Source organism: Amycolatopsis sp. NPDC049253 (assembly GCF_040678995.1).
Classification (GTDB): Bacteria; Actinomycetota; Actinomycetes; order Mycobacteriales; family Pseudonocardiaceae; genus Amycolatopsis.
Map to the genome: position 1 here is coordinate 157,672 of NZ_JBFAQX010000005.1, position 23,592 is coordinate 181,263.

Sequence of the window (23,592 nt, forward strand, 5' to 3'; positions counted from 1 at the left end):
GTCAGCCGGGCGCGCCCGGCAGCCGGATCGTGAGCAGCGCTCCACCTTCCGGGGCGTGCATGGCGTAGACCGCGCCACCGTGGCGTTCGGCGGCCTGCTTCACGATCGACAGGCCGAGGCCGGAACCCGGCAGCGTACGGGCTTCGGAAGAGCGGTAGAAGCGGTCGAACACCTTGGGCAGGTCTTCCTCGGCGATGCCCGGGCCCGAGTCGGCGACCTCGACCACGGCCGTGCCGTCGCCGAGCGGCCGCAGCGTCACCCGCACGCGCGAACCGGACGGCGAGAACTTGACGGCGTTGTCCAGCAGGTTCAGCACAGCCCGTTCGAGGGAGCTGTTGTCCCCCGTCAGAACCCACGGCTGCAGGTCCACTTCGAACTCGATGTCCCCGGCACGGCGGCGGGCGCGATCGAGCGCGCGCTCCACGACCTCGACCAGCTCCACGCGTTCGGTCTGCTCGCGCGGCTCGTCCTGCCGAGCGAGCTCCACGAGGTCGCCGATGAGCTGGGTGAGCTCGTCGAGCTGCCCGCGGATGTCGGCCTCGATGTCGGCGCGGTCCTCCTCCGGTAACGAGCGGGCGCCCGGCCGGCTGGCCGATAGCAGCAGCTCCAGGTTGGTGCGCAAGGAAGTCAGCGGGGTGCGCAGCTCGTGGCCGGCGTCGGCGACGAGCTGGCGTTGTCGTTCCTGGGAGTCGGCGACGGTGCCGAGCATCGTGTTGAAGCTCTGCGTGAGGCGGGCGAGCTCGTCGTCACCGCTCACGGGGATCGGCCGCAGGTCGCCGGTGGCGGCGACGCGCTCGGCGGCCGACGTCAGCCGGTCGACCGGCCGCAGCCCGGTGCGCGCGACGGCCGTGCCGGCACCCGCGGCGACCACGATCCCGGCGCCGCCCACGAGGAAGAGGACGACCGCCAGCTCGTTGAGCGTGCGCTTCGTCGGCTCCATCGACTGCGCGAGCACCATGGCCTCGCCGTGCCCGGACGGCAGCGCGACCACGCGCGTGTCCGTGGCCACGTCGGTACGCAGCGACTGCGGCGACTCCCCCGTGGCCACCGCCAGCTCGGACGGTCCGTACGGCGGCGGCGAGCCGGCCTGCGGGTAGATCAGCTTGTTGCTGTACGCGTTGAGCTGGCCGATCTGCAGGTCGGCGCTCGCCAGGAACGCGCCGGGCACCTGTTCGAGCTGCGTCTGCACCGGCGGCGAGTTCACGGCTGCCTGGGCGCGCGCGAGCAAGTTGTCGTCGAGCTGCTGGTAGAGGTTGCTCGACACGATCATGTACGCACCCAGCGACACGAGCGCCACGGCACCGGCCACGCAGGCGGCGGCCAGCAGCGTCACGCGGCCGCGCAGCGAGAAGCGGCGCGTGCCCCAGCGGTCGCCGCGCGGGTCGGTGACGTCGACGGTCGGAACCGCGGTGCTCGCAGGGGCGTCGGTCACGGCGGGGTTTCGCGCAGGACGTAGCCCACGCCCCGCACTGTGTGGATCAGCCTCGGTTCGTTGCCGGCTTCCGTCTTGCGACGCAAATAACCGACGTAGACCTCCAGCGCGTTGCCCGACGTCGGGAAGTCGTAACCCCATACTTCCTCCAGAATCCTTCCGCGGGTCAGCACGTGCTTGGGGTACGAGAGGAACAACTCGAGCAGCGCGAACTCGGTACGGGTGAGGCTGATCTCGCGGCCGCCGCGGCGGACCTCGCGAGTGCCGGGGTCCAGCGTGAGGTCGGCGAACGACAGCACCTCGCTCGTCTCGCCCTGCTGGGTGTCCGGCACGGCGCGGCGCAGCAGCGCACGCAGGCGGGCGAGCAGTTCTTCCAGGGCGAACGGTTTGGGCAGGTAGTCATCGGCGCCGGCGTCGAGGCCGGAGACCCGGTCGGAGACGGTGTCGCGCGCGGTCAGCACGAGGATGGGCAGGTCGTCGCCGGTGCTGCGCAGGCGGCGGGCCACCTCGAGCCCGTCGAGGCGCGGCATCATCACGTCCAGCACCATCGCGTCCGGCCGGTTGGCGATGATCGTCTCCAAGGCCTGCGCACCGTCGCTGGCGAGCTCGACGGTGTACCCGTTGAACTCCAGGGACCGCCTGAGCGACTCACGGACGGCTCGATCGTCGTCCACCACAAGGATGCGCATGACGTCAGTCTTACGCAGAGTGCTGAGACCCGCCTAAGAACACACGCAGAACTCACAAAGAGTCGGTGTCACCAGGCCGGGCCACAGGCGCGTTCCAGTGGCGCCACAGAGCCACCAGCCGAATCGTTACCACCACGGCCGCTGAGACGACTGTGACCGCGCTCGACGGCAGTGGCAGAGCGTGACCGACCGCGACGAGCACGGCCCCGGCGAGCGCGGCGACGGCGTAGATCTCCTTGCGGAGGACGAGCGGGATCTCGCGCAGCAGCAGGTCACGCAGTGCGCCGCCGCCGATGCCGCTGGTCATGCCGATCAAGCACGCGGCGTAGGCGGTGGCGCCGGCGTTGAGCGCGATCGTCGTGCCGGCCGTCGCGAAGACGCCCAGGCCCAGGGCGTCGGCGAGCAGCACGGCGCGCCGCAGCCGAGCGACCTGGGGGTGGAACGCGAACACGACCAGCGCCGTCGCCGCACAGACGGCCAGGTACGGCCAGTTCCGCAACGTCGTCGGCGGGTGGATGCCGAGCAGGACGTCGCGGATGATGCCGCCGCCCAGCGCCGTGGTGAGGCCGACGACGATCACGCCGAACACGTCGAGGCGCGCCCGGACGGCGGCCAGCGCTCCGGACGCGGCGAACGCCACCAGCCCGAGCAGCTCGAGCGCGGTGAGCACCATCCGCTACTGGTCGAGCAGCCCGCCGCGGTAGGCCAGCAGCGCGGCCTGCACGCGGTTGACGGCGCCGATCTTGGAGAGCACCGCCGAGACGTACCCCTTGACCGTGGCCTCCGACAGGTGCAGCCGCCCGCCGATCTCCGCGTTCGAGAGCCCCTGCCCGATCAGCGCGACGACCTCGCGCTCGCGTTCGGACAGCGACGCCAGGAGCTTGCGCGCCGGCTGCGCGGCCCGCTGCTCGTCGCGATGGGACTGGACCATGCGCGCCGCCACGCCCGGATCCAGCACGGCGCCGCCTTTGGCCAGGTCACGAATGGCGCGCAGGAGAGCCGAGGGGTCGATGTCCTTCAGCAGGAAGCCGTTGGCGCCGAGCCGCAGCGCGAGGCTCACGTACTCGTCGATGTCGAACGTCGTCAGCATCGCGACCATCGGCGGGTCCGGCAGCGCGAGGATGGCCCGCAGCGCGCGGATCCCGTCGTCGGGCGCCCGCATCTTGATGTCGAGCAACGCCACGTCCGGGTGATAGCGCCGCGCCACCTCCACCGCGGATCTGCCGTCGCTCGCCTCGCCCACGATCTCGATGTCCGCGGCCCCGGACATCATGGCGCGCAGGCCCGAACGAACCAGTTCCTCGTCGTCCGCGAACATGAGCTTGATCAACGAAGCCCTCCGGCAGCCGGTGGTCGAAGCGGCTCCCCGCTTCCCGTTAAGGAAGATTACCTACTGTTGTTCAAGGTTTCGAAACCAGACACGACCAGGTGATGCGACTGGTCCGGCCGGGTCCCTGATCGTGCTGGTCCCCGCCTACCGGGGTCCCCCACACGGGTGGGTCCGGTCGTCGGTTGACCGACAGCCGTGAGCTTCGGGGAGATGGTTGTCCAGACCGGACGGATACGGCGGAGAAGCAAGTGCTCCTCCTGCCCCTTCCAAGCTATAGCGCACCCCCGCTCTTGTGGCAAGACCCCGGTCGTCCTCCACAATCGTCCGCCTCGGCCGGAATCCCCGGCCATGGAAACGGGGGACGAAGAGTGGGTGGAACCGAGCTCGTGCTGGATTTCCGGGAGATCGACCGGAGTCAGGTCGACCTCGTCGGAGGCAAGGGCGCGCACCTGGGGGAGCTTTCGCGGATCGAGGGCGTGCTGGTGCCGCCCGGGTACTGCGTGACGACACGTGCTTTCCGGCAGGTGCTGGCGGAGGTGCCGGCGTTCGAGAGCGCGCTGGACCGCCTGGCACGGCTGGATCCCGATGACCGGGACCCGATCGCCGAGCTGAGCGCGCAGGTCCGTGAGGTCGTTTCCGCGGCGGCCGTTCCGGACGACGTCGCGGCCACGCTGATCGCGCCATCGGAGCCGGGAGCCGCGTACGCCGTGCGTTCCAGCGCGACGGCCGAAGACCTGCCGACGGCCTCGTTCGCCGGCCAGCAGGACACCTACCTCAACGTCGTCGGGTCGGCGGCGATCCTCGAGCACATCCGGCTCTGCTGGGCGTCGCTGTTCACCGACCGGGCCGTGACCTACCGCCTGCGCAACGGTTTCGACCACCGCCGGGTTCACATGGCCGTGGTGGTTCAGCGGATGGTGCTGTCGGAGGCGTCCGGGATCCTGTTCACGGCCGACCCGATCACGTCGAACCGGAAGGTCACGACCGTCGACGCCGGGTTCGGCCTCGGCGAGGCGCTCGTTTCCGGGCTGGTGAACGCCGACAGCTACCGGGTGCGCGAGGGGGAAATCGTCGAGAAGACGGTGTCGGCCAAGCAGCTCGCCATCCACGCGTTGCCGGGCGGCGGCACGCGCGAGGACAAGATCGCGCCGCAAGAGCAAGAGCGCCCGGCGCTGACCGACGAGCAGGTGTTGCGGTTGGAGGGGCTGGGCCGCCGGATCGAGGCGCACTTCGGCCGGCCCCAGGACATCGAGTGGTGCCTGGCCGACGGCGAGTTCCAGATCGTGCAGAGCCGGCCGATCACCACACTGTTCCCGATCCCGCCCGCCGCCGACGAGGGCAACCGCGTCTACCTCTCGGTGGGGCACCAGCAGATGATGACCGACGCGATGCGCCCGCTCGGCCTGTCCGTGTGGCAGCTGACCACACCGCGGCCCATGGCGGAGGCGGGCAGCCGGCTGTTCGTCGATGCCACCCCGGGCCTCGCGACGAAGGCCGGGCGCGCCGGGTACCTGGAGATGATGGGGGCGTCGGATCCGCTGATGCGCGACGCTCTGCAGACCGTGCTCGACCGCGGTTTCCTGCCGGAGCCGACGGAGGGCGGCGCCGCACCGCTGCCGTTCGGCGTCGCACCCGAGCCGATCGAGGCGGACCCGGCGATCGTCCACGGGCTGATCGCGGAGAGCAAGGCCTCGCTGGCCGCGCTAGAGCGTGACATCCGGGAGAAACGCGGCGCGGAGTTGTTCGACTTCATCCTCGAGGATCTGCAGGAACTGCGGCGGCTGTTGTTCAACCCGCGCAGCCACCAGGCGATCATGGCCGGAATGGACGCGACGACGTGGCTGAACAAGCAGCTGCGCGAATGGCTGGGCGAGGAGAACGCGGCCGACACGCTTTCGCAGTCCGCGCCCGACAACGTCTCGTCGGAAATGGGCCTCGCGCTGTTGGACGTCGCCGACGTGCTCCGCCCGCACTCGGAAGTGGTGGCGTTCCTGCGGACCGTGCGGGACGAGGGGTTCCTGGACGAACTTCCCGCGTTGCCAGGCGGAAGTGAAGCACGCGACGCGATCCGGGCGTACCTCGACACGTACGGCATGCGTTGTGTCGGCGAAATCGACATCACGCGGCCCCGGTGGAGCGAACGTCCCAGCACGCTGCTGCCCGTGCTGCTCGGCAACGTCGACAACTTCGAACCCGGCGAGGCCCGGCGGCGCTTCGACCAAGGGCTGCGCGAAGCCGGGCAGAAAGAACAACAACTGCTGGCGCGCTTGCGCATTCTGCCCGACGGCGAGCGGAAAGCCGAAGAGACGAAGGCCGTGATCGACCAGCTGCGCACGTTTGTCGGCTATCGCGAATACCCCAAGTACGGGATGATCAGCCGCTATTTCCAGTACAAGAAGGCGCTGCTGGCCGAAGCCGAGCAGCTCGTGGCGGCCGGCGTGCTCGACGCGGTGGAGGACAGCTTTTCGCTGCGGTTCCAGGAACTGCACGAGGCCGCCCGCACCGGCACCGCCGACGCCGACCTCATCCGCAGGCGCAAGGAACAGTTCACGGCGGACCAGGCCCTCACCCCGCAGCGGGTGCTCACCTCCGAGGGCGAAACCGTCGCCGGAAGCTATCGGCGTGCGGACGCCCCGGCCGGCGCGCTGCTGGGCCTGCCGGTCTCCACCGGAACGGTCGAGGGCCGCGCCCGCGTCGTCCTGGACCTCGCCGAAGCCGACCTCGAGGCGGGCGACATCCTCGTGACCGCCTACACCGACCCCAGCTGGTCACCGGTGTTCGTGACGATCGCCGGCCTGGTCACGGAGGTGGGCGGCTTGATGACCCACGGCGCGGTGGTCGCGCGCGAATACGGCCTGCCCGCCGTCGTCGGCGTCAACCAGGCCACGCGGCTGATCCACGACGGGCAGCGGATCCGCGTGAACGGCACCCACGGCTACGTCGAGCTCCTCGACTGACACCCGGCCGTCGGGGATCCCCCGATCCCCGACGGCCTCCGCGGCTTTGCGTCAGCGGTTCTGCACGTTGTCGCTGAACTGCTGCTGGCAGCTCTGGATCTGCGACGAGTCGGAGCCGGCCTTGTTCAGGCAGTCCTGCAGGTCGTTGAGCTGGCTGCCGAACGACGCGAAGATCGAGCCGATCGCGATGAGGATCACCGCACCGATGACCAGGCCGATGCTGCCCGTCACGATGCCGGCGATGGCGGCACCCTTGTTGGTCGCCTCACGGCGGTTGACGCGCTTCACGCCGAGGATGCCGAAGATCAGCGCGAGGACGCCCAGGACGATGCCGACCCACACCGTCCAGCACAGGACGAGGGCGATGATGCCCAGCACGAGGGCCGTGACGCCGAACCCGTTGCGCGGCGCGCCCACGGGCTGCTGCTGCCCGTAACCGGCGCCGACCGGCGGAGCGGCGAACGGGGCGCTCTGGCCGGCCGGGTACTGCTGGTACTGCTCAGGGTTGTCGGGCGTGCTCACGTGCGTCCTTTCAACGATGGGAACCGGAACTTTACGGCCCGGCGCACGCCTTATCGGACGGATTTCCTGATCGTTACCAATCGTGCGGACGTTGTTTGACCAGGCCTCTCGCAGCCCCGCCCCCACCGGCCGCCGGAGGCCCCCCTTCCGGGCGATACCGCCGGTCAGGCAGGTAGGTGCTTGCCAGGGGGTCGGGGACCGGTAAGCTGCTGGCTGGCTACACATGCCCTCGTAGCTCAGGGGATAGAGCACCGCTCTCCTAAAGCGGGTGTCGCAGGTTCGAATCCTGCCGGGGGCACACACGATTGGGCGATCTGTGTCCACGGGGAGCGTGGACCTTGATCATGTGTCGTATTTCTGGGGCCGAGCCCCCAAACCCCCGCCGGGGGTGAACCCCCGGACCCCCAAGTGGTTGCGTTGTGGTGGTGGGTGCGGGGTGAGAAGAGGGTTGTGGATCGCCCACATGGATTCGGTGGTGCGGGGTGTGGGTTGAGTGGTTGCTGTGCCCCGGCCGGGTGGCGTTAGGTCGCCGGAGCTTCGCGGGAATGAAGGGCGCCGTGTGTGCGGGCTTTCTCGGCGATGGCCTGGAGGGCGGAGATGTGGTCGGCGAGGGTGGTGCGGCCAGTGGTGGTGAGGTTGAGCCAGGTGCGCGGCCGCTTGCCGACGTAGCCTTTGCGGACTTCGACGTAGTCGTTCTTGGACAGTGTGGTGACCTGTTTGGACAGTGCGGAGTCGGAGAGCTTCACCGAGTCGCGGACGAAGCCGAACTCGGCCCATTCGGCGGCGGCCAGCAGCGAGACGATGGCGAGTCTGGTGGGGTCCAGCAGGAGCTGGTCGAAGTCGGCCACCTCAGTCGCGCTCCTGACGGCGCAGCAGCCACAGCTTGAACGCGGGGTCCAGGAACACGATGTAGAGCCCGGTCAGTGCACCGTAGTAGATCTTGGCGTGTGGCACGTCGAGCGTCTCGGTGACCACGGCGACGGCGATCCCGATGCCGAGGATGGGCGCGATGCGCAGCAGGCGCGCGGCGACGGACAAGCTTCGGTCCGACACCAGTACCGGGCGGCCGAGCAAGGTGCCGCCCGACCGGGTGGTCAGGCCGATGGCCAGTACGACGACGAGCCCCAAGATGGTCCAGCCGACCCAGGCTTGCGCGGGTGGCAGCAGGTCGCTGGCCGCGCAGCCGAGGAATACAGCCAGGCCCATGGTGATCGACAGCCAGCGCGAGCCCGCGCCGGAGGCGATCACCCGCTCTCGGCTCCTGTGGATCGTGCGAAGCGCTGCCACCGCCTCGTCCGGCGTGGGTTCGTTCACCATTGCCGCTGCTTTGTCGGTTCTGTCCACTTCACGGTCCGCCTCCCTGGGCAAGTGCTTTCCTGAGGAGAAAGGTAGTCTCTACTTTCTGCATAGGCAAGTACTTGCCTCAAGGAGGATGGAGTCGCGGATCGGCTGGCCGCGAGTGGTATGTGCAGTCCCTTGTGGACGTCCACTTCACCGGTGTCTACTTCCTCACCCAGCAGCTCGCTCCCCGCATCGCCGACGGCGGCTCGATCGTGAACATCTCCAGCGTGCTCGCGCGCTCCGCCGGCGAAGGGTGGTCGGTCTACGCGGCGATGAAGGGCGCGGTCGAGGTGCTCACCCGCTACCACGCCCAGGAGCTGGGCAACCGTGGCATCCGCGTCAACGTGGTCGCGCCGGGTCCCGCCGCCACGGACTTCCTCGACGGCACCATCCGCGACAACGCCGACGTGCGCCAAATGCCGGGTGCACAAGCAGTTCTGGGTCGCGTGGCCGCGCCCGACGACATTGGACCCGTGATCGCCGCCGTGCTGTCCGACCGCTTCGGCTGGGTCACCGGCCAGCGCATCGAAACGTCCGGCGGCGCTGCGGTGTAAACCGAGCGCAGGCGGGGCGGCGTCACCACCAGCGTGACGCGGCCCCTTCGCGCCGCTGGTTTCGCCCGAGATCAGTGCCGCAAGGGAAATCCGTCCGGACACCAAGATGCCGCCGGGGCGAACCTCGCGTGAGGTTTGCCCCGGCGGCCGCGGTGGTCGGTGTGGTCAGTGATGTCGGTCGAGGCGCTGCACGGCCGCCGTTTCCTCCGGTGGGTCCGGTGTCAGGAGCGAGCCGGGCACCGCACGGCCGGCGGCGCCGAGTTTGTTCATCTTCTTCGGGACCGTCGCGCCCTGGTAGTCGAGCGGGACGGGGTGGCCGTGGCCGTCCACGGTGCCCAGCGGCTGGTGGATCTCCAGGTAGCCGCCCGAGGGCGAGCGCGTGATGATGCCCGTCTCGATGCCGTGTTCGAGGACCTCGCGGTCGGCGCGTTGCAGGCCCAGGCAGATGCGGTAGGTGAGGAAGTAGGCGAGCGGCGGCACGATGAGCACGCCGATGCGGCCGGCCCAGGTGGTCGCGTTGAGGGAGATGTCGAACTGGTCGGCGATGATGTCGTTGAAGCCGGACAGCTCGATCACCAGGAAGAAGCCCAGCGCCATCATGCCGAGCGACGTGCGGACGGGCGCGTCGCGCGGGCGTTGCAGGATGTTGTGGTGCGCGGTGTCCTTCGACAGCCGGCGTTCGATCCAGGGGTAGGAAAGCAACAGCGTGAACAACAGCGGCAGCCCGATCGCGCCCGGGAAGAACACGGCCGGGATCGTGTAGTTCCCGAGGTAGACCTCCCAGGCGGGCCAGATGCGCAGGAGGCCGTCGGCCCAGGCGAGGTACCAGTCGGGTTGCGAGCCGGCGGAGACCTGCGACGGGTTGTACGGGCCGATGTTCCAGATCGCGTTGATCTGGAAGAGCCCGGCCAGCAGCGACAGCACCCCGGTGACGATCGTGAAGAACGCCAGCGCCTTCAACGCGAACGCCGGGAAGATGCGGATGCCGACAACGTTCGTTTCTTTACGCTTCACACCCGGGAACTGTGTGTGTTTCTGGTACCAGACGATCGCGAGGTGTGCGGCGATCAACGCCAGCATGATGCCCGGGATGATCAGGATGTGGACCGTGTAGAGCCGCGGGATGATCTGGTTGCCCGGGAACTCGCTGCCGAACACGGCCCAGTGGAGCCACGTGCCGATCACGGGCACCGACAGGATGATGCCGGACAGCGTCGCGCGGATGCCGGTGCCGGACAGCAGGTCGTCGGGCAGGGAGTAGCCGAAGAAGCCTTCGAACATCCCGAGGATCAGCAGCGTCGCGCCGATCAGCCACGTCGCTTCGCGCGGCCGGCGGAAGGCGCCCGTGAAGAACACGCGGCACATGTGCACCGTCATCGCGGCGATGAAGATCAGCGCGGCCCAGTGGTGCAGCTGCCGCACGAACAGGCCGCCGCGAACCTCCATCGAGATGTCGAGCGTGCTGGCGAAGGCCCGCGACATCTCCAGGCCCTGCATGTTGGTGAAGCTGCCGTGGTAGGTGACCGGCTCCATGGACGGGTCGAAGAACAGCGTGAGGTAGACGCCGCTGAGCAGCAGCACGATGAACGAGTACAGGCTGATCTCGCCCAGCAGGAACGACCAGTGCGTCGGGAACACCTTGTTCATCTGGTGCCGCAGGCCCTTGGCCACGCGATAGCGGTCGTCGACCGCCTTCGCCGCCACGCCGGCGGCCTTGAGCGCGCCCGGGTCGGACTTCGTCGGACTGGTCAGTGAGCTCATGTGATCCTCACTCGCCTACGCAGGACGGCCACCGCGAACACGGCGTCCAACCCTTCGACGACGCAGACCACCCCAAATGTGACAGCCCCGCGGCCCATCACGTTCCGCACACGAACGACACCACCGCGTAAAAACGGGCGAAAACCTCAGCCCACCAGCGCAGACGGGTGCTGCGCCAACGGCGTCACGCTGACAGTCATGTACTTGAACAACGGCAGGTTCCACAGCAGGTCGTGCAGCTCGCCGTTGTCCGAGACGTCGAACACGCTCAGGTTCGAGTACTCACCGACGACCCGCCACAGGTGGACCCACTTCCCCTCCCGCTGCAGCTTCTGGCTGTACGCCTTCTCCGTCGCCAGCAGCTCGTCCCGGAACCCGGGGTCGAGGTCCAGCGGCAGAGAGACGTCCATCCGCACCGCGAACAACATGCCGGCCTCAGGCGGGGTCGAGCACGAAGTCGTACCGGACCTCTTCGCCGGCGCCCGAGGCAGCCGCGGTCGGCGCGAGGATCAGCGCGTCCTTCACCGCCGTGGCGATGTCGTCGCCGACGTGTTCACCGCCGGAGAAGTACAGCTGCGTCGTGATCAGCTGGTGGCCCGGTGCGGACACCTTGATGTGCAGGTGCGCCGGCCGCCACGCGTGCCAGCCGGCGGCGGCGATCAACGCACCCGTCGCGCCGTCGGTCGGGATCTGGTACGGCGCCGGGTGGATCGTGTGGATCGAGAAGTTGCCCTCGGCGTCGGTGGTGAAGCGGCCGCGCAGGTTCCACTCCGGGATGCCCGGCGCGAACTGCGAGTACAGACCGTCGTCGTCGGCCTGCCAGAAGTCCACGACCGCGCCCGCGAGCGGTTCACCCGAAACCGAGCGCGCCTGGCCGAAGAAGCGCAGCGGCTGCCCGCCCTCACCTTCGCGCATCGGCAGCGTGCCTTCCGCGCCGAACTCCGGCGCACCTTCCACGTAGTACGGACCTTCGATGCTCCCGGCGGTGCCCTCGCGGCCGGCGTTCGCGACCTTCTCCACCTCGTGCTCGATGAACACGTCGAGGAACAGCGGCCACTCACCGTCTTCGCCGACCCGGATCAGCCAGGCCTTGAAGGCGTTGTACTCGTCGTAGGTCAGCTGGTGCTTGCGGACGACCTCGTGCAGCGCGGCCAGCGCGTCCGTCGCGATCGCGTCCACGCGGGCCGCGTCCGCCGCGGCGGAACCCTTGGCGCGCTCCTGGAAACGCTCGGTCGCCGACGCACCCGAAGCTGCGGCTGTGGGCGAAACGACTTCAGTCATGGCAAATACCTCTCTTCGTGGTGGGAATCAGTCCTGGCGGTAACGCGCGAGCTTGCCGTCGTCGAGGTGGATGCCGAGGCCGTGGCCTTGCGGCACGCGCAGCTCGCCGTGCTCGATGCGCAGGGGTTCGGCGAGCAGGTCGTCGGTCATGTCGAGGAAGTTCGACAGCTCACCCGCTCGCCGGGAGGTGAGCTCGAACGCGGCCCCGAACGTCGCCGCGCACAGCGAGCCGATCTGCCCGTCGATCTGGTTGCCGAGCACGACGTCGACGCCGAGCCCGGCACACAGGTTGAGCACCCGCTGCGAGTACGTGAAGCCGGTGCGGGCCGTTTTGATGCTGACGCCGTGGGCCGCGCCGGCCAGCAGCTCTCGCGTGACCTCGCCGGGCCGCGTCGCGCTTTCGTCGGCGTAGAGCGGAATCCGGCTCTGGGTGGCGAGCCACCGTCGGCCGAGCACGTCGTCGGCCGGGCACAGCTCCTCGGCGAACAGCAGCCCGACGTCCTCCAGCGCCCGCAACGCGGCGGCCGACTCCGAGGCCGTCCAGCCGCGGTTGCCGTCGATGTAGAGCTCGACGTCCTCACCGAGCCCGGCCCGCAGCGCGCGGCAGACGTCCACGTCGAGGCGGATCGGCTTGCGGCCCACCTTCACCTTGAACGTCGTGATGCCGTAGAGGTCGCGCACCCGCTCGGCCTCGTCGACCATCTCGCCCGGCTGCGCGAACCCGACCATGTGGCACACGCGCATCCGGTCGGTGTACCCGCCGAGCAGCTCGGTCACGGACACGCCGAGGCTCTGTCCGATGAGGTCCCACAGCGCCATGTCGATCGCGCTCTTCGCGGCCGGGTTCCCCACCGTGCGGTCGAGCTTGGCGTGCACGGCCTCGCGCGCCAGCGGCGACATCCCCAGCAGCTGGGGTGCGAAAACCGAGTCGATCACGGCCTTGATCGAGCCCTGGGTCTCCCCGTAGGTGAACGGCCGGGGCGGGGCTTCGGCGGTGCCCACCAGGCCCTCGTCGGTGTGCACCCGCACGAGGATGTGCGCGGCCGTGTCCACCTCACCGCTCGCGAACCGCAGCGGTTTGCGGTACGGGATGGCGAACGGGATCGCCTCGATTTCGGTGACTTTCATCGCGGTCCTTTCACCGGGGCCGGATCAGCGCCTGATCAGCGGACTGCGCACCACGTGGGTGCCCGCGGCGCGGTCGGCGGAGTCGAAGAAGTCCTCGCGGTAGATGTCCCGGGGGAACAACCGTGCCTTCATCAGCGCCTTCATGGTGTCCGAGACCATGTTCGGGCTGCCGCAGATGTAGGCGACGTTCCCGCCCGCCCGGGGGTAGTCCTCGGCCAGCAGCGCCGGGACCCGCCCCGAACGGCCGTTCCAGTCTTCGCGTGAAAGCGCCGGCCGGTAGGTGAACCAGTCCGTGCGCGCTTCGAGCTCTTCGAAGTACTCCCGGTCGTAGAGATCGTCCTTGGTGGCCACTCCGTGGTACAGCGTGACCTGGTACTCGCCGCCGCCGTCCTCGTCGATGTGGCGGATCATCGCCGCACCGGTCGAGACCTCCCTCATCGCGACCCTCGACACCCTGTCGGCCCCCGGCAGCCGCGTCGGCCTGGAAACCCTCCCCGGCCAGGACTCCCTCCGGGACCACACGCTCTTCGACACCAGCGCGTCGGAAACCGGGACCCACTTGGGGAGCCTGTTCGATCCCGACCCGCGCCCGGATACGCCCGGTGCCCCGCGCGCCGCCGGGTGGACCCTGACCACGTCTCCGGTGGACACCTTCACCAGGCGGTACGGGCGAGGTCCGGACCCGTCGATTCCGGGGCCGATCCTTCAATCGCGGTTCACCTTTGGCGAGAAGGACGCCTGACCGCCCGCGACCAGTGCTCCTCAGGTCAGCACGTCGGGGCGGATGATCGACTGGCCGCACCTCAGCCACGTCCTTTGTGGAGCGATCCCGCCCTACTCCTTCAAGGCGGCCTTGACCTCCGTCGCCGCCCATTCGGCCCATTCGGCCTGCATCGCGGAGTACCGCTTCCCGAACTCGAGCGCGAGGCGGCCGTAGACGGACGGGTCGTCGTCGCCCCAGTCGATCGACGCCTCCAGCGCCTTCAGGTGCTCGCCGCGGCGCTCCGCCGTCTCGCCGACCTGTTCGAGGTAGCCCCGCGCCTGGGCCGGCTGGAGCGAGCCGAGGAAGTACACGCGTAGCAGCATCTCGCTGCGCGGCGGCGCGGCGAGCGGCGACAGCAGCCACTCCCTCAGCTCCGCACGCCCGGACTCGGTGATCTCGTACTCCTTGCGGCCGCGCGGTCCCTCGTCGGTGACCTTGATCAGTTCCGCCTTCTCGAGCTTCGCCAGCTCGCCGTACAGCTGACTCTGCGTCGCGGACCACACGTTGGCCATCGCCGTCTGGAAGCGTTTCAGCAGGTCATAGCCACTGCCGGACTGATCGGCCAGCAACCCGAGCGCAGCGTGTCGGAGACTCATGAGACCAGTCTACCTTCCACTCTTGACATGTCTATTCAGAACGTTTTATCTATGACATGTCAGTAGTGGAATATCGGAGGATGCGCGCCGTGAACTACCTCAAGAGCTTCGTCCCGTGGATCGGCTTCGCGATCGTTTCCACGCAGGCCGACTGGCGGTATTCCGGTCTCGTCGGCCTGCTGCTCGCCGGCGGCCTGCTCCTGCTCGAACGCCTGCGCGGCAAGGCTTGGGACACGTTGATCATCGAACTGAGCGCCACGGTGTTCTTCGCCCTGCTGTCCGCCTACTCGTTCGCCGACCCGACGTCGCCGCTGCACACCTACGTCGGCACGCTGTCCGACGCCTGGCTGGCCTTGACGGCGTGGGGGTCCGTGCTGATCCGCCGGCCGTTCACGCTCGGCATCGCCCGCACGATGGCCCCGCGCGAGGTGTGGGACCACCCGCTGTTCCGCCGGATCAACGTCGTCATCACGACAGTGTGGGCGGCGAGCTTCACGGCCTCCGCACTCGCCGGCGGCTTGCTGCTGCACTACGCGCCGCACGCCACCGTGGCGTTGGTCGTGATCAAGGTGCTGGGCTTCGCCGTGCCGGTCGTGTTCACCATTCGCTACACACGGAGATCCAGAGCCCGAGCGCAACAGGGCGAGTGACTTGTCAGCGCATTTCCCGGTCGTAGCCCGGGTTCTCGCGGGCCCGGTACTCGGTCTCGATGGCGTCGGTGATCACCACATCGGCGTGACCGGGCAGGAGCTGGGCGAAGCACTTCGAGTTGTCCTGCGAGACGACGAGGGTGACATTGGGCAGGTGCTGTTTCGCGAAGGGATGTCGGTCCCGCCGGCGTCCTCAACCGCGGGTGTCGATCCGGGCGACGGCCTGAAACTCGGCGCCGTAGGCGGCGATACGCATGACCTCCTTGGCCTGATTGCTCACGCTGCCTCAAGATCGTAATTCGCTTCGCGCGGAAACGGTGGCGAGTGCGGTGGCGCGAGGGGTCCACTGGTGCCTGTGAAGGCGGCGTACGACGAGATCGCGGACTGGTACGAGGGGCAGTTCCTGGGCGAGCAGCGGTCGGATCCGCTCGGGATCGGAGCCGCGCTGCGGGAGCTGCTCGGGGCGGGCACCGGTGTATGCCTCGAGGTCGGGTGTGGCACGGGGGTCCACGCGGGCGTGGTGCGGGAGCTGGGCTGGACGCCCGTCGGTGTCGACTTGTCGGCCGGGATGTTGCGGTACGGGCGCGAGCGGATGCCGGTCGCCCGCGCGGATGCGCAGCGGTTGCCGGTGAGGGACGGCGGCGTGGACGCGGTCGTCGCGGTGATGGTGCACACCGACATGCCGGCGTACCCGGCCGTGCTGCGCGAGGTGGCGCGCGTGCTGCGGCCGGGCGGGGTGTTCGTGCACGTCGGGGTGCATCCGTGCTTCTGCGGAAGCTTCGCGGATCGCAGCGACCCCGCCGCGGTGGTGATCCGGCCGGGCTACCGCGAGCGTCACTGGACGAAGGATTCGTGGACCGATCAGGGCATCCGGGACAAAGTGGGTGCGGCGCACCGGCCGTTGCCGAACCTGCTCAATGCCTTGGTGGACGCGGGATTCGGTCTCGAACGGTTCCGTGAGGGCGGGGTGCCGTTGCCGATTGTGTTGTCGGTGCGGGGCCGGAAGAATTCGGCAGACGGCGAAGTAACCGGGTCGGCATAATCGGTGCGTGCTCATCAACTCGCGAGCCTTGCCCTACCCCTTCCGTGAGGTCCCGTGGCCGCGGATCGCCGAGAAGTTTCGGGCGATGGCGGACCTGCACCCGCAGTTCGCGCACATGGCGGACATCGCCGACAGCGTCCTCGCCTGTGACGGCGCCTCGCGGCTGGCCGGCCTGACGTCGATGCACGACCTGATCGTCACGCCACGCCCGGTGCCCGACCGGCCGCCGGTCGAGGTCGTCGTGGTGCGGTCGCCTTTGTCGGGCCACGTCGGCGCCGACGGGGTGTTCATCGAGCACCGCTCGTACACCGGGTTCGACGATCGGATCTACCGGCCGAGTTCGCGGGCCGTTCCGCTGTTCTGGCGGTTCATGATCGAGAAGTTCGCTGTGGCGCCGGTGCGGGCCGACGCGTAGAAGACGGCGAAAAACGAAACTCAGCCGCCGTACTTACTCGTGCACGTGGCGACCGTCGGTGAAGTGAACCCGTCGCGGAAAGCCTCCACGCGGGCGAAGCCCGAGGGCACCGTCGTGCCCGAAGGATCCGACGCGATGACGCTCTTGGGCGACAACAGTTCCGCAATGGCCTCGTCCAGGTCACCCGGCGAGAGCTCCAGCGCAGCCTTCTTGTCCGGCGTCAACGTCCCCGCCCACATTCCCGTCAGGCAGGCCGTGAGCTGGCCCGTGGAAGCCGTGTCCAGGCGCAGGCCGTAGGCCTTTTCCACCGACAACGCGTAGCGGGAAGCCACCTCGGCGAACGCGGCGAAGTCGCCGAAGCCGCCGGAGGTGCCGGGGGACGGTGGGGTGCCGACGCGGCGCAGGGAGTTCAGGTCGACCGACACGGTGTCGGTGGACGGGCAGTACGCGGAGGGGGTGGTCGCGCGAGCGTCCGAGCAGGACTCGGGGTCGGAGGTGAGCTTGGGGGCGCCCTTGGGGAACGCGGCGCGCAGGGTCGACTCGAGGTCCTGCAGGTTCGCCGGGTCGACGACGTCCAGGTTGCCCTTGCCGTCGCCCGTGGCGAGGTCCTTCGCCGAGAACGGCAGCTGGCTGGTGCGGCTGACGACCTCGGCGTTGTCGATGGCGGCGCAACGCTTCGGGCCGTCGGTGAAGCCGAACTGGAAGGCGGACACGCGGTCGAACGCGCTGCCGTGGGCGCCGGCGGTGTCGAAGCTGGAGCCGGCGGAGTCTCGGATGAAGAAGAGCGTCGCCATGATCTGGTTGAGACCCGTGCCGGTGGACACCTGGAAGTGCGGGGAATTGCCTTCGGCGACCCAGCGGAAGAAGGTGCCGGCGTAGCAGTCGGCCTGCTGTTCCTTCACGATCGACGGGGTGTTGGGGCTCAGGCCCAGGCGCGTCTGGACGGCGTGGCCCAGTTCGTGCGCCAGCACGGCGACCACGGACATCGGGCCGAACGAGTCCTTCAGCATCGGCAGGAGCTCGCCGCGGTCCCACGCGACCAGGTCTCCGGAGGGGCAGTAGAACGCGTTCACGAGGCCGGCGGTGCTGGAGCCGCAGAGGTTCAGGCCCTGGCCGCGCGAGTCGTAGGAGACGAGCTGCCCGACGGGCTTGTAGTCCTTGCCGAAGTTCTCCGGCAGCTGCTCGGTCCAGTACTGCTGCACGTCGGCGACCGCATTGGCAGCGAGCTTGTCGATCGCGCCGCCGTCGGTGTTGGCGACGGGCAGGTCGGTGTCCGCGACGCCGGCCTTCGCGCCGCTCGGACCGTCGGTGATGGCGAGGCCGGCGACCTTGGCCGGGTCGGGCCGGTCGACGCCCGCGCTGCCCTCGACCGCCGTGGTGCACCCGGCCACCAGCACGGCGCCCACGACCAGCGTCGCCACCCACGTGAACCGCGAAGTCATAGCTCCTCCAAGAAAAAGAGCCGGTGCGACCGAAAGGCCGCACCGGCTCGTCGTAGATCAGGCGCCGAAGTGGACAGACTGGATGACGTCGTCGAAGCCGACCGTGGAGAGGTCCTTCACGTCGCTGTCGACGACCGTGGACTTGCCGGTGCAGTTCGGGCCGGTCCACAGCTTGAGCTTGCCGTCGGTGGTCAGCGAAGAGGTGACGCCGGGGCGGGCCAGGTTCTGGCACGCGTTGTCACCGGAACCGAAGGACAGGCCCTGCGAAGCACCGTTGTCGCTGAAGAACGCGTCGTCGAACAGGATCGTGCTGGTGGCGGCCTTCGAGTCGCCCGACGGGGCCGGGTTGTCCGACGGCGGGGTGGTGGTGCCGGAGCCCGAACCGTCGAGCACCTTGCCGCCGGTGGGGCTCATGCCGAACCACGTGCCGCCGACGCCTTCGCCGTTGGTGTCGCCCGGGTTCTTGTCGCCGGAGAACGTGTATGCGGGCCAGTTGCCGATCGTCAGCTGCAGCGAGCCGTCGTCGCGCTTCACGACGCCGATCGCGGACTTCTTGATGCCGGCGATGAAGACCTTGGTGCCCTTGGTGACCTTGACCGGCGGCCACTTCTTCTCGCAGTCGGCGTTGCAAGTGGACTTCGGCGGCTTCGGGGAGTCGTTGTCGAAGCGGTAGATCGTCATCCCGGCGCCGTTGATCACGACCGGGTTCAGGTTGCCCGCCTTGCCGGCGCGCAGCGACACCCACTTGGTGCGCACCTCGGCGGGCGCGCCGGCCGGGGCGAGGTCCCCGGTGTCACGAGCGGCGTTGTTGCTGCGGGCGGTGCCGCTCAGCAGGTCGAGGCCGCCGGTGTCGCCGGCGTCCACCGCGGCGCCGGCCGGGGCCGCGCTCGGGGTGCCGTCCGTCTGGCCGCCGCAGGCCGACAACAAGGCCGCGCCCGCCGTCACGAAGGCAGCAAAAAACAGGGCATGCTTGCGGAACATGGGGGGAACTCCAAGGGGTTCGACCGGGGCTCCTGGACCGTCCGGAGCCGCTCTTGACACGGGGCTGGGGTCGTGTTCGGTTCACGTGAGTTCGAAAGTTTTTGAGGAATCGCCGAACTCGCAGGTCACGCGGGATTCCCGGTCGCACGCCCCGGCCCGGGTGCGGTAAGCATGGGCCATGACCAAGGTCCGGTTCGGCCTGCTCGGCCCCGTGGAGGCGCACGTCGCCGGCGAGCCCGTCGACCTCGGGCACGCGCGGCAGCGGTGGGTGCTGGCGGCGCTGCTCGCCGACGCCAACCGGCCGGTGTCCACGGAACGGCTCGTCGAGCGCGTGTGGGCGGACGAGCCGCCGTACCGCGCGCACCGGCTGCTCGCCAGCTACCTCTCCCGGCTGCGCCGCACGCTCGCCGAGGCCGAGGGCGTCGAGATCAAGCACGGGCCGAGCGGCTACATCGTGACCACGCCGCCCGGGAGCGTCGACGTGCTGCGGTTCCGCGCGCTCGTCGCGCAGGCCCGCGCGCAGCGGCGGCCGGAGCTGTTCGACGAGGCCCTCGCCCTGTGGCGCGACGACGCCTTCGCCGGTCTCGACACCCCGTGGGCCGAAGCCGCTCGCGAAACGCTCGCCGCCGAACGCCTGTCCGCCCAGCTCGACCGCACGGATCTCGCACTGCGGCTCGGTGAGCACAACGCCGTGCTCGCCGACGCGGCCCAGCGCGCCGCGGCCTTCCCGCTCGACGAGCGGATCGCCGGCCAGCTGATGCTCGCCCGTTACCGCGCCGGACGGCAGGCGGGCGCGCTCGAGGAGTACGACCGGATCCGCCGCCGGCTCGCCGACGAGTTCGGCGCCGACCCCGGACCCGCGCTGCGCGAGCTGCACCAGCGCATCCTCACCACCGACCCGGAGCTCAGCCCACCGCGCGAGACGCCCGTGCCGCGCCAGCTGCCCGCGCCGCCGCGGTGGTTCGTCGGGCGCGACGCGGAGCTGGCCGAGCTCGACGCCGCGATGGCCGGCGGCTCGGGCACGGTCGCGATCTCCGCGATCGGCGGCGCCGGCGGTATCGGCAAGACGTCGCTCGCCCTGCGGTGGGCGCACCGGAATGTCGCACGGTTCCCCGATGGCCAGCTGTACGTGAACCTCCGCGGCTTCGACCCGGCCGGTTCACCGCTGCGGCCCGAGGCCGTGGTGCGCCAGTTCCTCGACGCGTTCGGCGTCGCGCCCGCGGCCGTGCCCGCCGACCCCGAAGGCGGCTTCGCGCTGTACCGCAGCCTCGCCGCGGGCCGGCGCCTGCTCGTGGTGCTCGACAACGCGCGTGACGCGGCGCAGGTCGAACCGCTGCTGCCGGGCAGCGAGACGTGCACCGTGATGATCACCAGCCGCCACCGGCTCGGCGGCCTCGGTGTGCGCGGCGCGCAGCTGCTCGACCTGGGTGAGCTCGCCGAACGCGAAGCGCGTGAGCTGCTCACGCGTCACCTCGGCGACCGGCGCGTGGCCGCGGAACCGGCGGCCGTCGACGACCTCGTGCGCTGGTGCGGCGGCCTGCCGCTGGCGATCAGCGTCGTCGCGAGCCGGGCCGGGGCGAACCCGCGCTTCCGCCTGGAGGTGCTGGCGCGCGAGCTCGAGGACGCGTCGGCGCGGCTCGACGCGCTGGACGCCGGCGACCTGGCCACGAACGTCCGCGCGGTGTTCTCGTGGTCCTGCGAAGCCCTCGACGCGGAAGCCCGGCGCGTGTTCCGGCTGCTCGGCGCCGTGCCGGGGCCGGACGTGAGCCTCGCGGGCGCGGGCGCGCTGGCCGGGCTGGAGCGGCCCCGGGCGTTGCTGCGCCGGCTCGTCGACGCGCACCTGCTGCAGGAGCACCTGCCCGGCCGCTACCGGATGCATGACCTGCTGCGGCTGTACGCGGACGAGCTCGTCACCCCGCCGGAACGCGCCGAAGCACTCCGGCGCTTCACCGACTTCCTGCTGCACACGGCCGGCGTCGCGAACCGGTTGCTGCGGCCGGAACGCCAGTCGATCGACCTTCCGGAGGCGAGCGCCCCCCGCTGGCCGACCGCCGAGCCGCGACGCGCTGGTTCGACGACGAACAGCACAGCCTGCGCGCGACGCTGGATTCCGCCGTGCAGCGCGGCGCGCACGAGGACGTGTGGCGCCTGGCGTGGAGCGTCAGCGGTTACCACGTGATCCACGGCCAGCTCGTCGAAGACCTCACGGCGTGGCAGGCCGGGCTCGCCGCCGCCCGCGCCCTCGGTGATCCCGAACCGCAGGCCATCGCGGCGATGTACCTCGGCACGGCCCACACGCGCACCGGGTCCCACGACCACGCCCTCCGGCACCTGCGCGAAGCGCTTTCCCTTGCGCGGCAAGCGGATCTCGCCGCCGACGCCTCCCGTGCTCTCGGCTGGGCGCTGGGCCAGAGCGGCGACTTCGACGGCGCCCTGCACCACACCGCCGTCGCGCTGAAGCACTACCGCGCCACCGACAACGGCCTGCGCCAGGCCGACGCGTTGAACACCCTCGGCTGGTACTCCGCGCAGCTCGGCTTCCTGGCCGAAGCCCGCGAACACTGCGAACAGGCGCTCGTGCTGTGCCGCAAGCACGACCACCACCGCGCGGAGACCGTGACGCTCGACAGCCTCGGCTACATCGCCTCGGCACTGGGCGAACGCGAGGAGGCGCTGGCGCACTACACCGCCGCTCTCGCGCTCGCCCGCGACACCGAAGACGCCTACGACGAGCCCGTGATCCTCGCCAACCTCGGCGACACCCACGCCGCGCTCGGCGACCTGGCCGCCGCCCGCGACGTCCGGGCCCGGGCGCGCGAGCTGTTCCAGGCCCACGGCCGCACCGGTGACGCCGAGCGGATGACCGCGAAGCTCACGTCAGCCGAGCAGTGACGCCAGATTGTCCAGCGCCGCCTGGAAAGTCGTCTCGACGTACGGGCGCACAGCGTCGGGAGCGGTGAAGGTGCCCGTGTACTCCAGAGCTGCGCCGCCGCCCGGTTCCGCGTGGACGACGAACGTGCCGACGTAGCCGCGGATCGGCCCGTTGTCGCCGAGGACGCGCCAGCGCAGCGTGCGCGTGTCCGCGGAGCACTCCATGAGCTCTTCGTACCCGACGGCACCGGTTTCGGTGGTCACGCGGCGCGTGTCGATGAGGCCCGGCGCCGGTTCGCTGAATTTCGTGGCGGGGAACCAGCGGGAACGGCGACGAGATGGACCCGACGTGGTTCCGCGTGCCCGACCCGTTCGTCTCCCTCGGCGCGGTGGCCGCGGTTACGGAGCGGCTCAAGCTCATCCTCGCCGTGACGCTGCTGGTGCAGCCCCGAGGACCTGCATGAACGCGCGGGCCACCCGGTGCCCGTCACCGCCCGCGTTCACCCCGACCGACGCCGGCGTGATCCACGCCTACGAGGATCTCGGCGTCGAGCGCGTCGCCCTGATCCTGCCCACGCTCTCGCGCGACGAGTCCCTGGTGGCGCTGGACGAGCTCGCCGCGTTCGTCGCGAAGTACTGAAGGGACCGGACCTGACCACCGTGCAGCTGCGCAAGCGGATGACCGCCGACCCGGCCGTGGTGTGGGAGCGGATCGCGGACTTCCACAACGTCCACAGTCGATCCGCGGGCCGTCGGTGACGGGGATGTGCGTGTGCTCGGGGACGAGCAGCGACTCGAAGCCCCGCTCCTCCAACGGCCGGCCGAGCTCCGGGTAGGTGATGCCGCCGGTGTTATGACCGTCCAGATGCCGAATTTCACGCCAGCCCCTCGTGCTGTCGAAGATCGTTCGTGATCAACGCTGGCACGCGGGGGCAGCGCAGACCTGCCCCTGAGGTGGGTACCCGCAAGACCCCGTGACGAGGGAAAACCGGGCAACCCGGGCGCGTGATACCCGTCTCTCCGGTTACGGGTTGCGGGTCGCCAGGTGGTGGCGGCGACGCAGGGTCGAGCGGGGCCGGACGACGCACGTCGGGTGGCTGACGTGGGCTTGCGGGCGAGCGGCGGCGCGGTGGGCGCGGTGCAGCCACAGGACGTCGCGGCCGAAGGACCACACGAGCGTGGCCAGGGCGGCCACCGCGACGGCCAGGCCCGCGAGGTGCGGCAGCAGGCCCGAGCCCGCGGCCACCAGCAGCACACCCTGCAACGCGGCGACCACCTTGCGCGCCCGGCTGGGCGGCAGCGCGCCGTTGAGCCACGGCAGGGCCCAGGACGCCGCGACGAACGCGTAGCGCATCAGACCGATGGCGAGGACCCAGTAGCCGAACGTCTCCGCGGCCAGCACGCTGAGCACCAGGATGAGGAACGCGTCGGACTCCATGTCGAAGCGCGCGCCGAGTGCCGAGGACGTGCCGGTGCGGCGCGCGACCTGCCCGTCGACGGCGTCCAGCGCCAGTGCGACGGCCGCCAGTGGCACGAGCACGGCGAGCGGCGCTCCCCCGTTCAGGTGGTCTGCGACCAGAGCCGTGACGCCGCCGATGAGGATGGCGCGGGTGAGCGTGACGTGGTCGGCAGGGCCCAGGGACCGGGCTCCGGCTTTCCGCGCGGCGCCCGCGAGCAGGGCCCACAGGCCGACGGTGTACGCCAGGCCCGCGGCCCAGCCGGCGGCACCGAGGCCGACGGTCAGAGCGAGCACGCCCAGCAGCGCCACCTGGGCTCCGGCACCCGCGGCCTGCTGCCGAACGAGTGAACCCACGGTGGAACGTGATCGTGTAGTGGT

26 protein-coding genes and 1 tRNA gene are annotated in these 23,592 nt (G+C 70.0%); 10 read left to right on the plus strand and 17 right to left on the minus strand.

The features are described from left to right. Window position 1 precedes the first annotated feature (1 nt). From AB0K15_RS14005 to AB0K15_RS14020, 4 genes are read right to left on the minus strand one after another with little or no spacing between them, the layout of a single operon-like run. Window positions 2-1,432 carry a HAMP domain-containing sensor histidine kinase gene (locus tag AB0K15_RS14005; RefSeq protein WP_364049306.1) on the minus strand — a complete coding sequence of 477 codons (1,431 nt, stop codon included), beginning with the start codon at window positions 1,430-1,432 and terminating at the stop codon, window positions 2-4. Continuing rightward, window positions 1,429-2,121: a response regulator transcription factor gene (locus AB0K15_RS14010; protein WP_364049308.1), complete on the minus strand. Its 693-nt coding sequence runs from the start codon at window positions 2,119-2,121 to the stop codon at window positions 1,429-1,431. The genes AB0K15_RS14005 and AB0K15_RS14010 overlap by 4 nt, the downstream gene beginning before the upstream one ends. Before the next feature lie 52 nt (window positions 2,122-2,173). Then, window positions 2,174-2,794 carry a trimeric intracellular cation channel family protein gene (locus AB0K15_RS14015; RefSeq protein ID WP_364049310.1) on the minus strand — a complete coding sequence of 207 codons (621 nt, stop codon included), beginning with the start codon at window positions 2,792-2,794 and terminating at the stop codon, window positions 2,174-2,176. 3 nt (window positions 2,795-2,797) lie between these two features. Next, window positions 2,798-3,451 carry a response regulator transcription factor gene (locus AB0K15_RS14020; protein ID WP_364049312.1) on the minus strand — a complete coding sequence of 218 codons (654 nt, stop codon included), beginning with the start codon at window positions 3,449-3,451 and terminating at the stop codon, window positions 2,798-2,800. Window positions 3,452-3,819: 368 nt separating this feature from the next. Here AB0K15_RS14020 and rph point away from each other — a divergent pair, with 368 nt between their 5' ends. Then, window positions 3,820-6,408 carry a rifamycin-inactivating phosphotransferase gene (gene rph / locus AB0K15_RS14025; RefSeq protein ID WP_364049314.1) on the plus strand — a complete coding sequence of 863 codons (2,589 nt, stop codon included), beginning with the start codon at window positions 3,820-3,822 and terminating at the stop codon, window positions 6,406-6,408. Between the two features lie 51 nt (window positions 6,409-6,459). Here the strand turns inward: rph and AB0K15_RS14030 are convergent, their stop codons facing one another. Further along, window positions 6,460-6,930 carry a DUF4190 domain-containing protein gene (locus AB0K15_RS14030; protein ID WP_364049315.1) on the minus strand — a complete coding sequence of 157 codons (471 nt, stop codon included), beginning with the start codon at window positions 6,928-6,930 and terminating at the stop codon, window positions 6,460-6,462. Window positions 6,931-7,155: 225 nt separating this feature from the next. On the opposite strand from AB0K15_RS14030, the gene AB0K15_RS14035 reads away from it, so the two are divergent. Next, window positions 7,156-7,228: transfer RNA gene (locus AB0K15_RS14035), tRNA-Arg, on the plus strand. A 223-nt stretch (window positions 7,229-7,451) separates the two neighbouring features. On the opposite strand, the gene AB0K15_RS14040 is transcribed toward AB0K15_RS14035, so the two are convergent. Together AB0K15_RS14040 and AB0K15_RS14045 are read right to left on the minus strand one after the other, a co-directional pair. Continuing rightward, a complete protein-coding gene (locus AB0K15_RS14040) occupies window positions 7,452-7,778 on the minus strand; it encodes a transcriptional regulator (protein WP_364049316.1) in 327 nt (108 codons plus the stop codon). A 1-nt stretch (window position 7,779) separates the two neighbouring features. Further along, the gene (locus tag AB0K15_RS14045) at window positions 7,780-8,274 is read right to left on the minus strand and encodes a hypothetical protein (protein ID WP_364049317.1); all 495 of its coding nucleotides are present in this window, start codon (window positions 8,272-8,274) and stop codon (window positions 7,780-7,782) included. A gap of 122 nt (window positions 8,275-8,396) precedes the next feature. On the opposite strand from AB0K15_RS14045, the gene AB0K15_RS14050 reads away from it, so the two are divergent. After that, on the plus strand, window positions 8,397-8,825 hold the full coding sequence (locus AB0K15_RS14050) for an SDR family oxidoreductase (protein WP_364049318.1): 429 nt from the start codon (window positions 8,397-8,399) through the stop codon (window positions 8,823-8,825). Window positions 8,826-8,990: 165 nt separating this feature from the next. Here AB0K15_RS14050 and AB0K15_RS14055 read toward each other — a convergent pair whose 3' ends face one another. From AB0K15_RS14055 to AB0K15_RS14080, 6 genes are all read right to left on the minus strand, one after another. Continuing rightward, entirely contained in the window at window positions 8,991-10,586 is a 1,596-nt protein-coding gene (locus AB0K15_RS14055) for a ubiquinol-cytochrome c reductase cytochrome b subunit (protein WP_364049319.1), read from the minus strand. 146 nt (window positions 10,587-10,732) lie between these two features. Next, entirely contained in the window at window positions 10,733-11,014 is a 282-nt protein-coding gene (catC, locus tag AB0K15_RS14060) for a muconolactone Delta-isomerase (RefSeq protein ID WP_364049320.1), read from the minus strand. Between the two features lie 7 nt (window positions 11,015-11,021). Then, window positions 11,022-11,867 carry a catechol 1,2-dioxygenase gene (gene catA, locus AB0K15_RS14065; RefSeq protein WP_364049322.1) on the minus strand — a complete coding sequence of 282 codons (846 nt, stop codon included), beginning with the start codon at window positions 11,865-11,867 and terminating at the stop codon, window positions 11,022-11,024. Between the two features lie 27 nt (window positions 11,868-11,894). After that, window positions 11,895-12,995: an enolase C-terminal domain-like protein gene (locus AB0K15_RS14070; protein WP_364049324.1), complete on the minus strand. Its 1,101-nt coding sequence runs from the start codon at window positions 12,993-12,995 to the stop codon at window positions 11,895-11,897. A gap of 24 nt (window positions 12,996-13,019) precedes the next feature. Then, window positions 13,020-13,433, minus strand: a complete 414-nt coding sequence (locus AB0K15_RS14075; RefSeq protein ID WP_364049326.1) for a hypothetical protein — start codon at window positions 13,431-13,433, stop codon at window positions 13,020-13,022. Between the two features lie 396 nt (window positions 13,434-13,829). Further along, window positions 13,830-14,354 carry a PadR family transcriptional regulator gene (locus AB0K15_RS14080; protein WP_364049328.1) on the minus strand — a complete coding sequence of 175 codons (525 nt, stop codon included), beginning with the start codon at window positions 14,352-14,354 and terminating at the stop codon, window positions 13,830-13,832. Between the two features lie 56 nt (window positions 14,355-14,410). On the opposite strand from AB0K15_RS14080, the gene AB0K15_RS14085 reads away from it, so the two are divergent. From AB0K15_RS14085 to AB0K15_RS14095, 3 genes are all read left to right on the plus strand, one after another. Continuing rightward, a complete protein-coding gene (locus AB0K15_RS14085) occupies window positions 14,411-15,004 on the plus strand; it encodes a hypothetical protein (protein ID WP_364049330.1) in 594 nt (197 codons plus the stop codon). 349 nt (window positions 15,005-15,353) lie between these two features. Beyond that, complete coding sequence (locus tag AB0K15_RS14090) at window positions 15,354-16,046, plus strand: class I SAM-dependent methyltransferase (RefSeq protein WP_364049332.1); 693 nt, start codon at window positions 15,354-15,356, stop codon at window positions 16,044-16,046. Between the two features lie 7 nt (window positions 16,047-16,053). Beyond that, complete coding sequence (locus AB0K15_RS14095) at window positions 16,054-16,461, plus strand: hypothetical protein (protein ID WP_364049334.1); 408 nt, start codon at window positions 16,054-16,056, stop codon at window positions 16,459-16,461. Window positions 16,462-16,481: 20 nt separating this feature from the next. On the opposite strand, the gene AB0K15_RS14100 is transcribed toward AB0K15_RS14095, so the two are convergent. Together AB0K15_RS14100 and AB0K15_RS14105 are read right to left on the minus strand one after the other, a co-directional pair. Beyond that, complete coding sequence (locus tag AB0K15_RS14100) at window positions 16,482-17,903, minus strand: neutral zinc metallopeptidase (protein ID WP_364049336.1); 1,422 nt, start codon at window positions 17,901-17,903, stop codon at window positions 16,482-16,484. A gap of 57 nt (window positions 17,904-17,960) precedes the next feature. Next, window positions 17,961-18,884 (minus strand): hypothetical protein, encoded by a 924-nt coding sequence (locus AB0K15_RS14105; RefSeq protein WP_364049338.1) that lies wholly within the window; start codon window positions 18,882-18,884, stop codon window positions 17,961-17,963. Between the two features lie 178 nt (window positions 18,885-19,062). On the opposite strand from AB0K15_RS14105, the gene AB0K15_RS14110 reads away from it, so the two are divergent. Continuing rightward, on the plus strand, window positions 19,063-21,063 hold the full coding sequence (locus tag AB0K15_RS14110) for a BTAD domain-containing putative transcriptional regulator (protein ID WP_364049340.1): 2,001 nt from the start codon (window positions 19,063-19,065) through the stop codon (window positions 21,061-21,063). Further along, a complete protein-coding gene (locus tag AB0K15_RS14115; protein ID WP_364049342.1) occupies window positions 21,000-21,776 on the plus strand; it encodes a tetratricopeptide repeat protein in 777 nt (258 codons plus the stop codon). The genes AB0K15_RS14110 and AB0K15_RS14115 overlap by 64 nt, the downstream gene beginning before the upstream one ends. Here the strand turns inward: AB0K15_RS14115 and AB0K15_RS14120 are convergent. Then, a complete protein-coding gene (locus AB0K15_RS14120) occupies window positions 21,762-22,034 on the minus strand; it encodes an SRPBCC family protein (protein WP_364049936.1) in 273 nt (90 codons plus the stop codon). The two genes, AB0K15_RS14115 and AB0K15_RS14120, sit on opposite strands and share 15 nt — an antisense overlap. 59 nt (window positions 22,035-22,093) lie before the next feature. Between AB0K15_RS14120 and AB0K15_RS14125 the strand changes: the two genes are divergently transcribed. Then, on the plus strand, window positions 22,094-22,219 hold the full coding sequence (locus AB0K15_RS14125; RefSeq protein ID WP_364049344.1) for a hypothetical protein: 126 nt from the start codon (window positions 22,094-22,096) through the stop codon (window positions 22,217-22,219). Next, window positions 22,216-22,395, plus strand: coding sequence for a hypothetical protein (locus AB0K15_RS14130; protein ID WP_364049346.1), 180 nt, complete (start codon window positions 22,216-22,218; stop codon window positions 22,393-22,395). The genes AB0K15_RS14125 and AB0K15_RS14130 overlap by 4 nt, the downstream gene beginning before the upstream one ends. A gap of 384 nt (window positions 22,396-22,779) precedes the next feature. Here AB0K15_RS14130 and AB0K15_RS14135 read toward each other — a convergent pair whose 3' ends face one another. Next, a complete protein-coding gene (locus AB0K15_RS14135) occupies window positions 22,780-23,568 on the minus strand; it encodes a CDP-alcohol phosphatidyltransferase family protein (protein WP_364049348.1) in 789 nt (262 codons plus the stop codon). Between the last annotated feature and the right edge of the window lie 24 nt (window positions 23,569-23,592).

Bases quoted from the DNA above. Each gene is read 5' to 3' on its own strand.
- AB0K15_RS14075 (WP_364049326.1), bottom strand. From the start codon at position 13,433: ATGAGGGAGGTCTCGACCGGTGCGGCGATGATCCGCCACATCGACGAG.
- AB0K15_RS14110 (WP_364049340.1), top strand. From the start codon at position 19,063: ATGACCAAGGTCCGGTTCGGCCTGCTCGGCCCCGTGGAGGCGCACGTC.
- AB0K15_RS14015 (WP_364049310.1), bottom strand. From the start codon at position 2,794: ATGGTGCTCACCGCGCTCGAGCTGCTCGGGCTGGTGGCGTTCGCCGCG.
- AB0K15_RS14080 (WP_364049328.1), bottom strand. From the start codon at position 14,354: ATGAGTCTCCGACACGCTGCGCTCGGGTTGCTGGCCGATCAGTCCGGC.
- AB0K15_RS14085 (WP_364049330.1), top strand. From the start codon at position 14,411: ATGTCAGTAGTGGAATATCGGAGGATGCGCGCCGTGAACTACCTCAAG.
- AB0K15_RS14105 (WP_364049338.1), bottom strand. From the start codon at position 18,884: ATGTTCCGCAAGCATGCCCTGTTTTTTGCTGCCTTCGTGACGGCGGGC.
- AB0K15_RS14055 (WP_364049319.1), bottom strand. From the start codon at position 10,586: ATGAGCTCACTGACCAGTCCGACGAAGTCCGACCCGGGCGCGCTCAAG.
- AB0K15_RS14125 (WP_364049344.1), top strand. From the start codon at position 22,094: ATGGACCCGACGTGGTTCCGCGTGCCCGACCCGTTCGTCTCCCTCGGC.
- AB0K15_RS14100 (WP_364049336.1), bottom strand. From the start codon at position 17,903: ATGACTTCGCGGTTCACGTGGGTGGCGACGCTGGTCGTGGGCGCCGTG.
- AB0K15_RS14130 (WP_364049346.1), top strand. From the start codon at position 22,216: ATGAACGCGCGGGCCACCCGGTGCCCGTCACCGCCCGCGTTCACCCCG.
- catC (WP_364049320.1), bottom strand. From the start codon at position 11,014: ATGTTGTTCGCGGTGCGGATGGACGTCTCTCTGCCGCTGGACCTCGAC.
- AB0K15_RS14070 (WP_364049324.1), bottom strand. From the start codon at position 12,995: ATGAAAGTCACCGAAATCGAGGCGATCCCGTTCGCCATCCCGTACCGC.
- catA (WP_364049322.1), bottom strand. From the start codon at position 11,867: ATGACTGAAGTCGTTTCGCCCACAGCCGCAGCTTCGGGTGCGTCGGCG.
- AB0K15_RS14010 (WP_364049308.1), bottom strand. From the start codon at position 2,121: ATGCGCATCCTTGTGGTGGACGACGATCGAGCCGTCCGTGAGTCGCTC.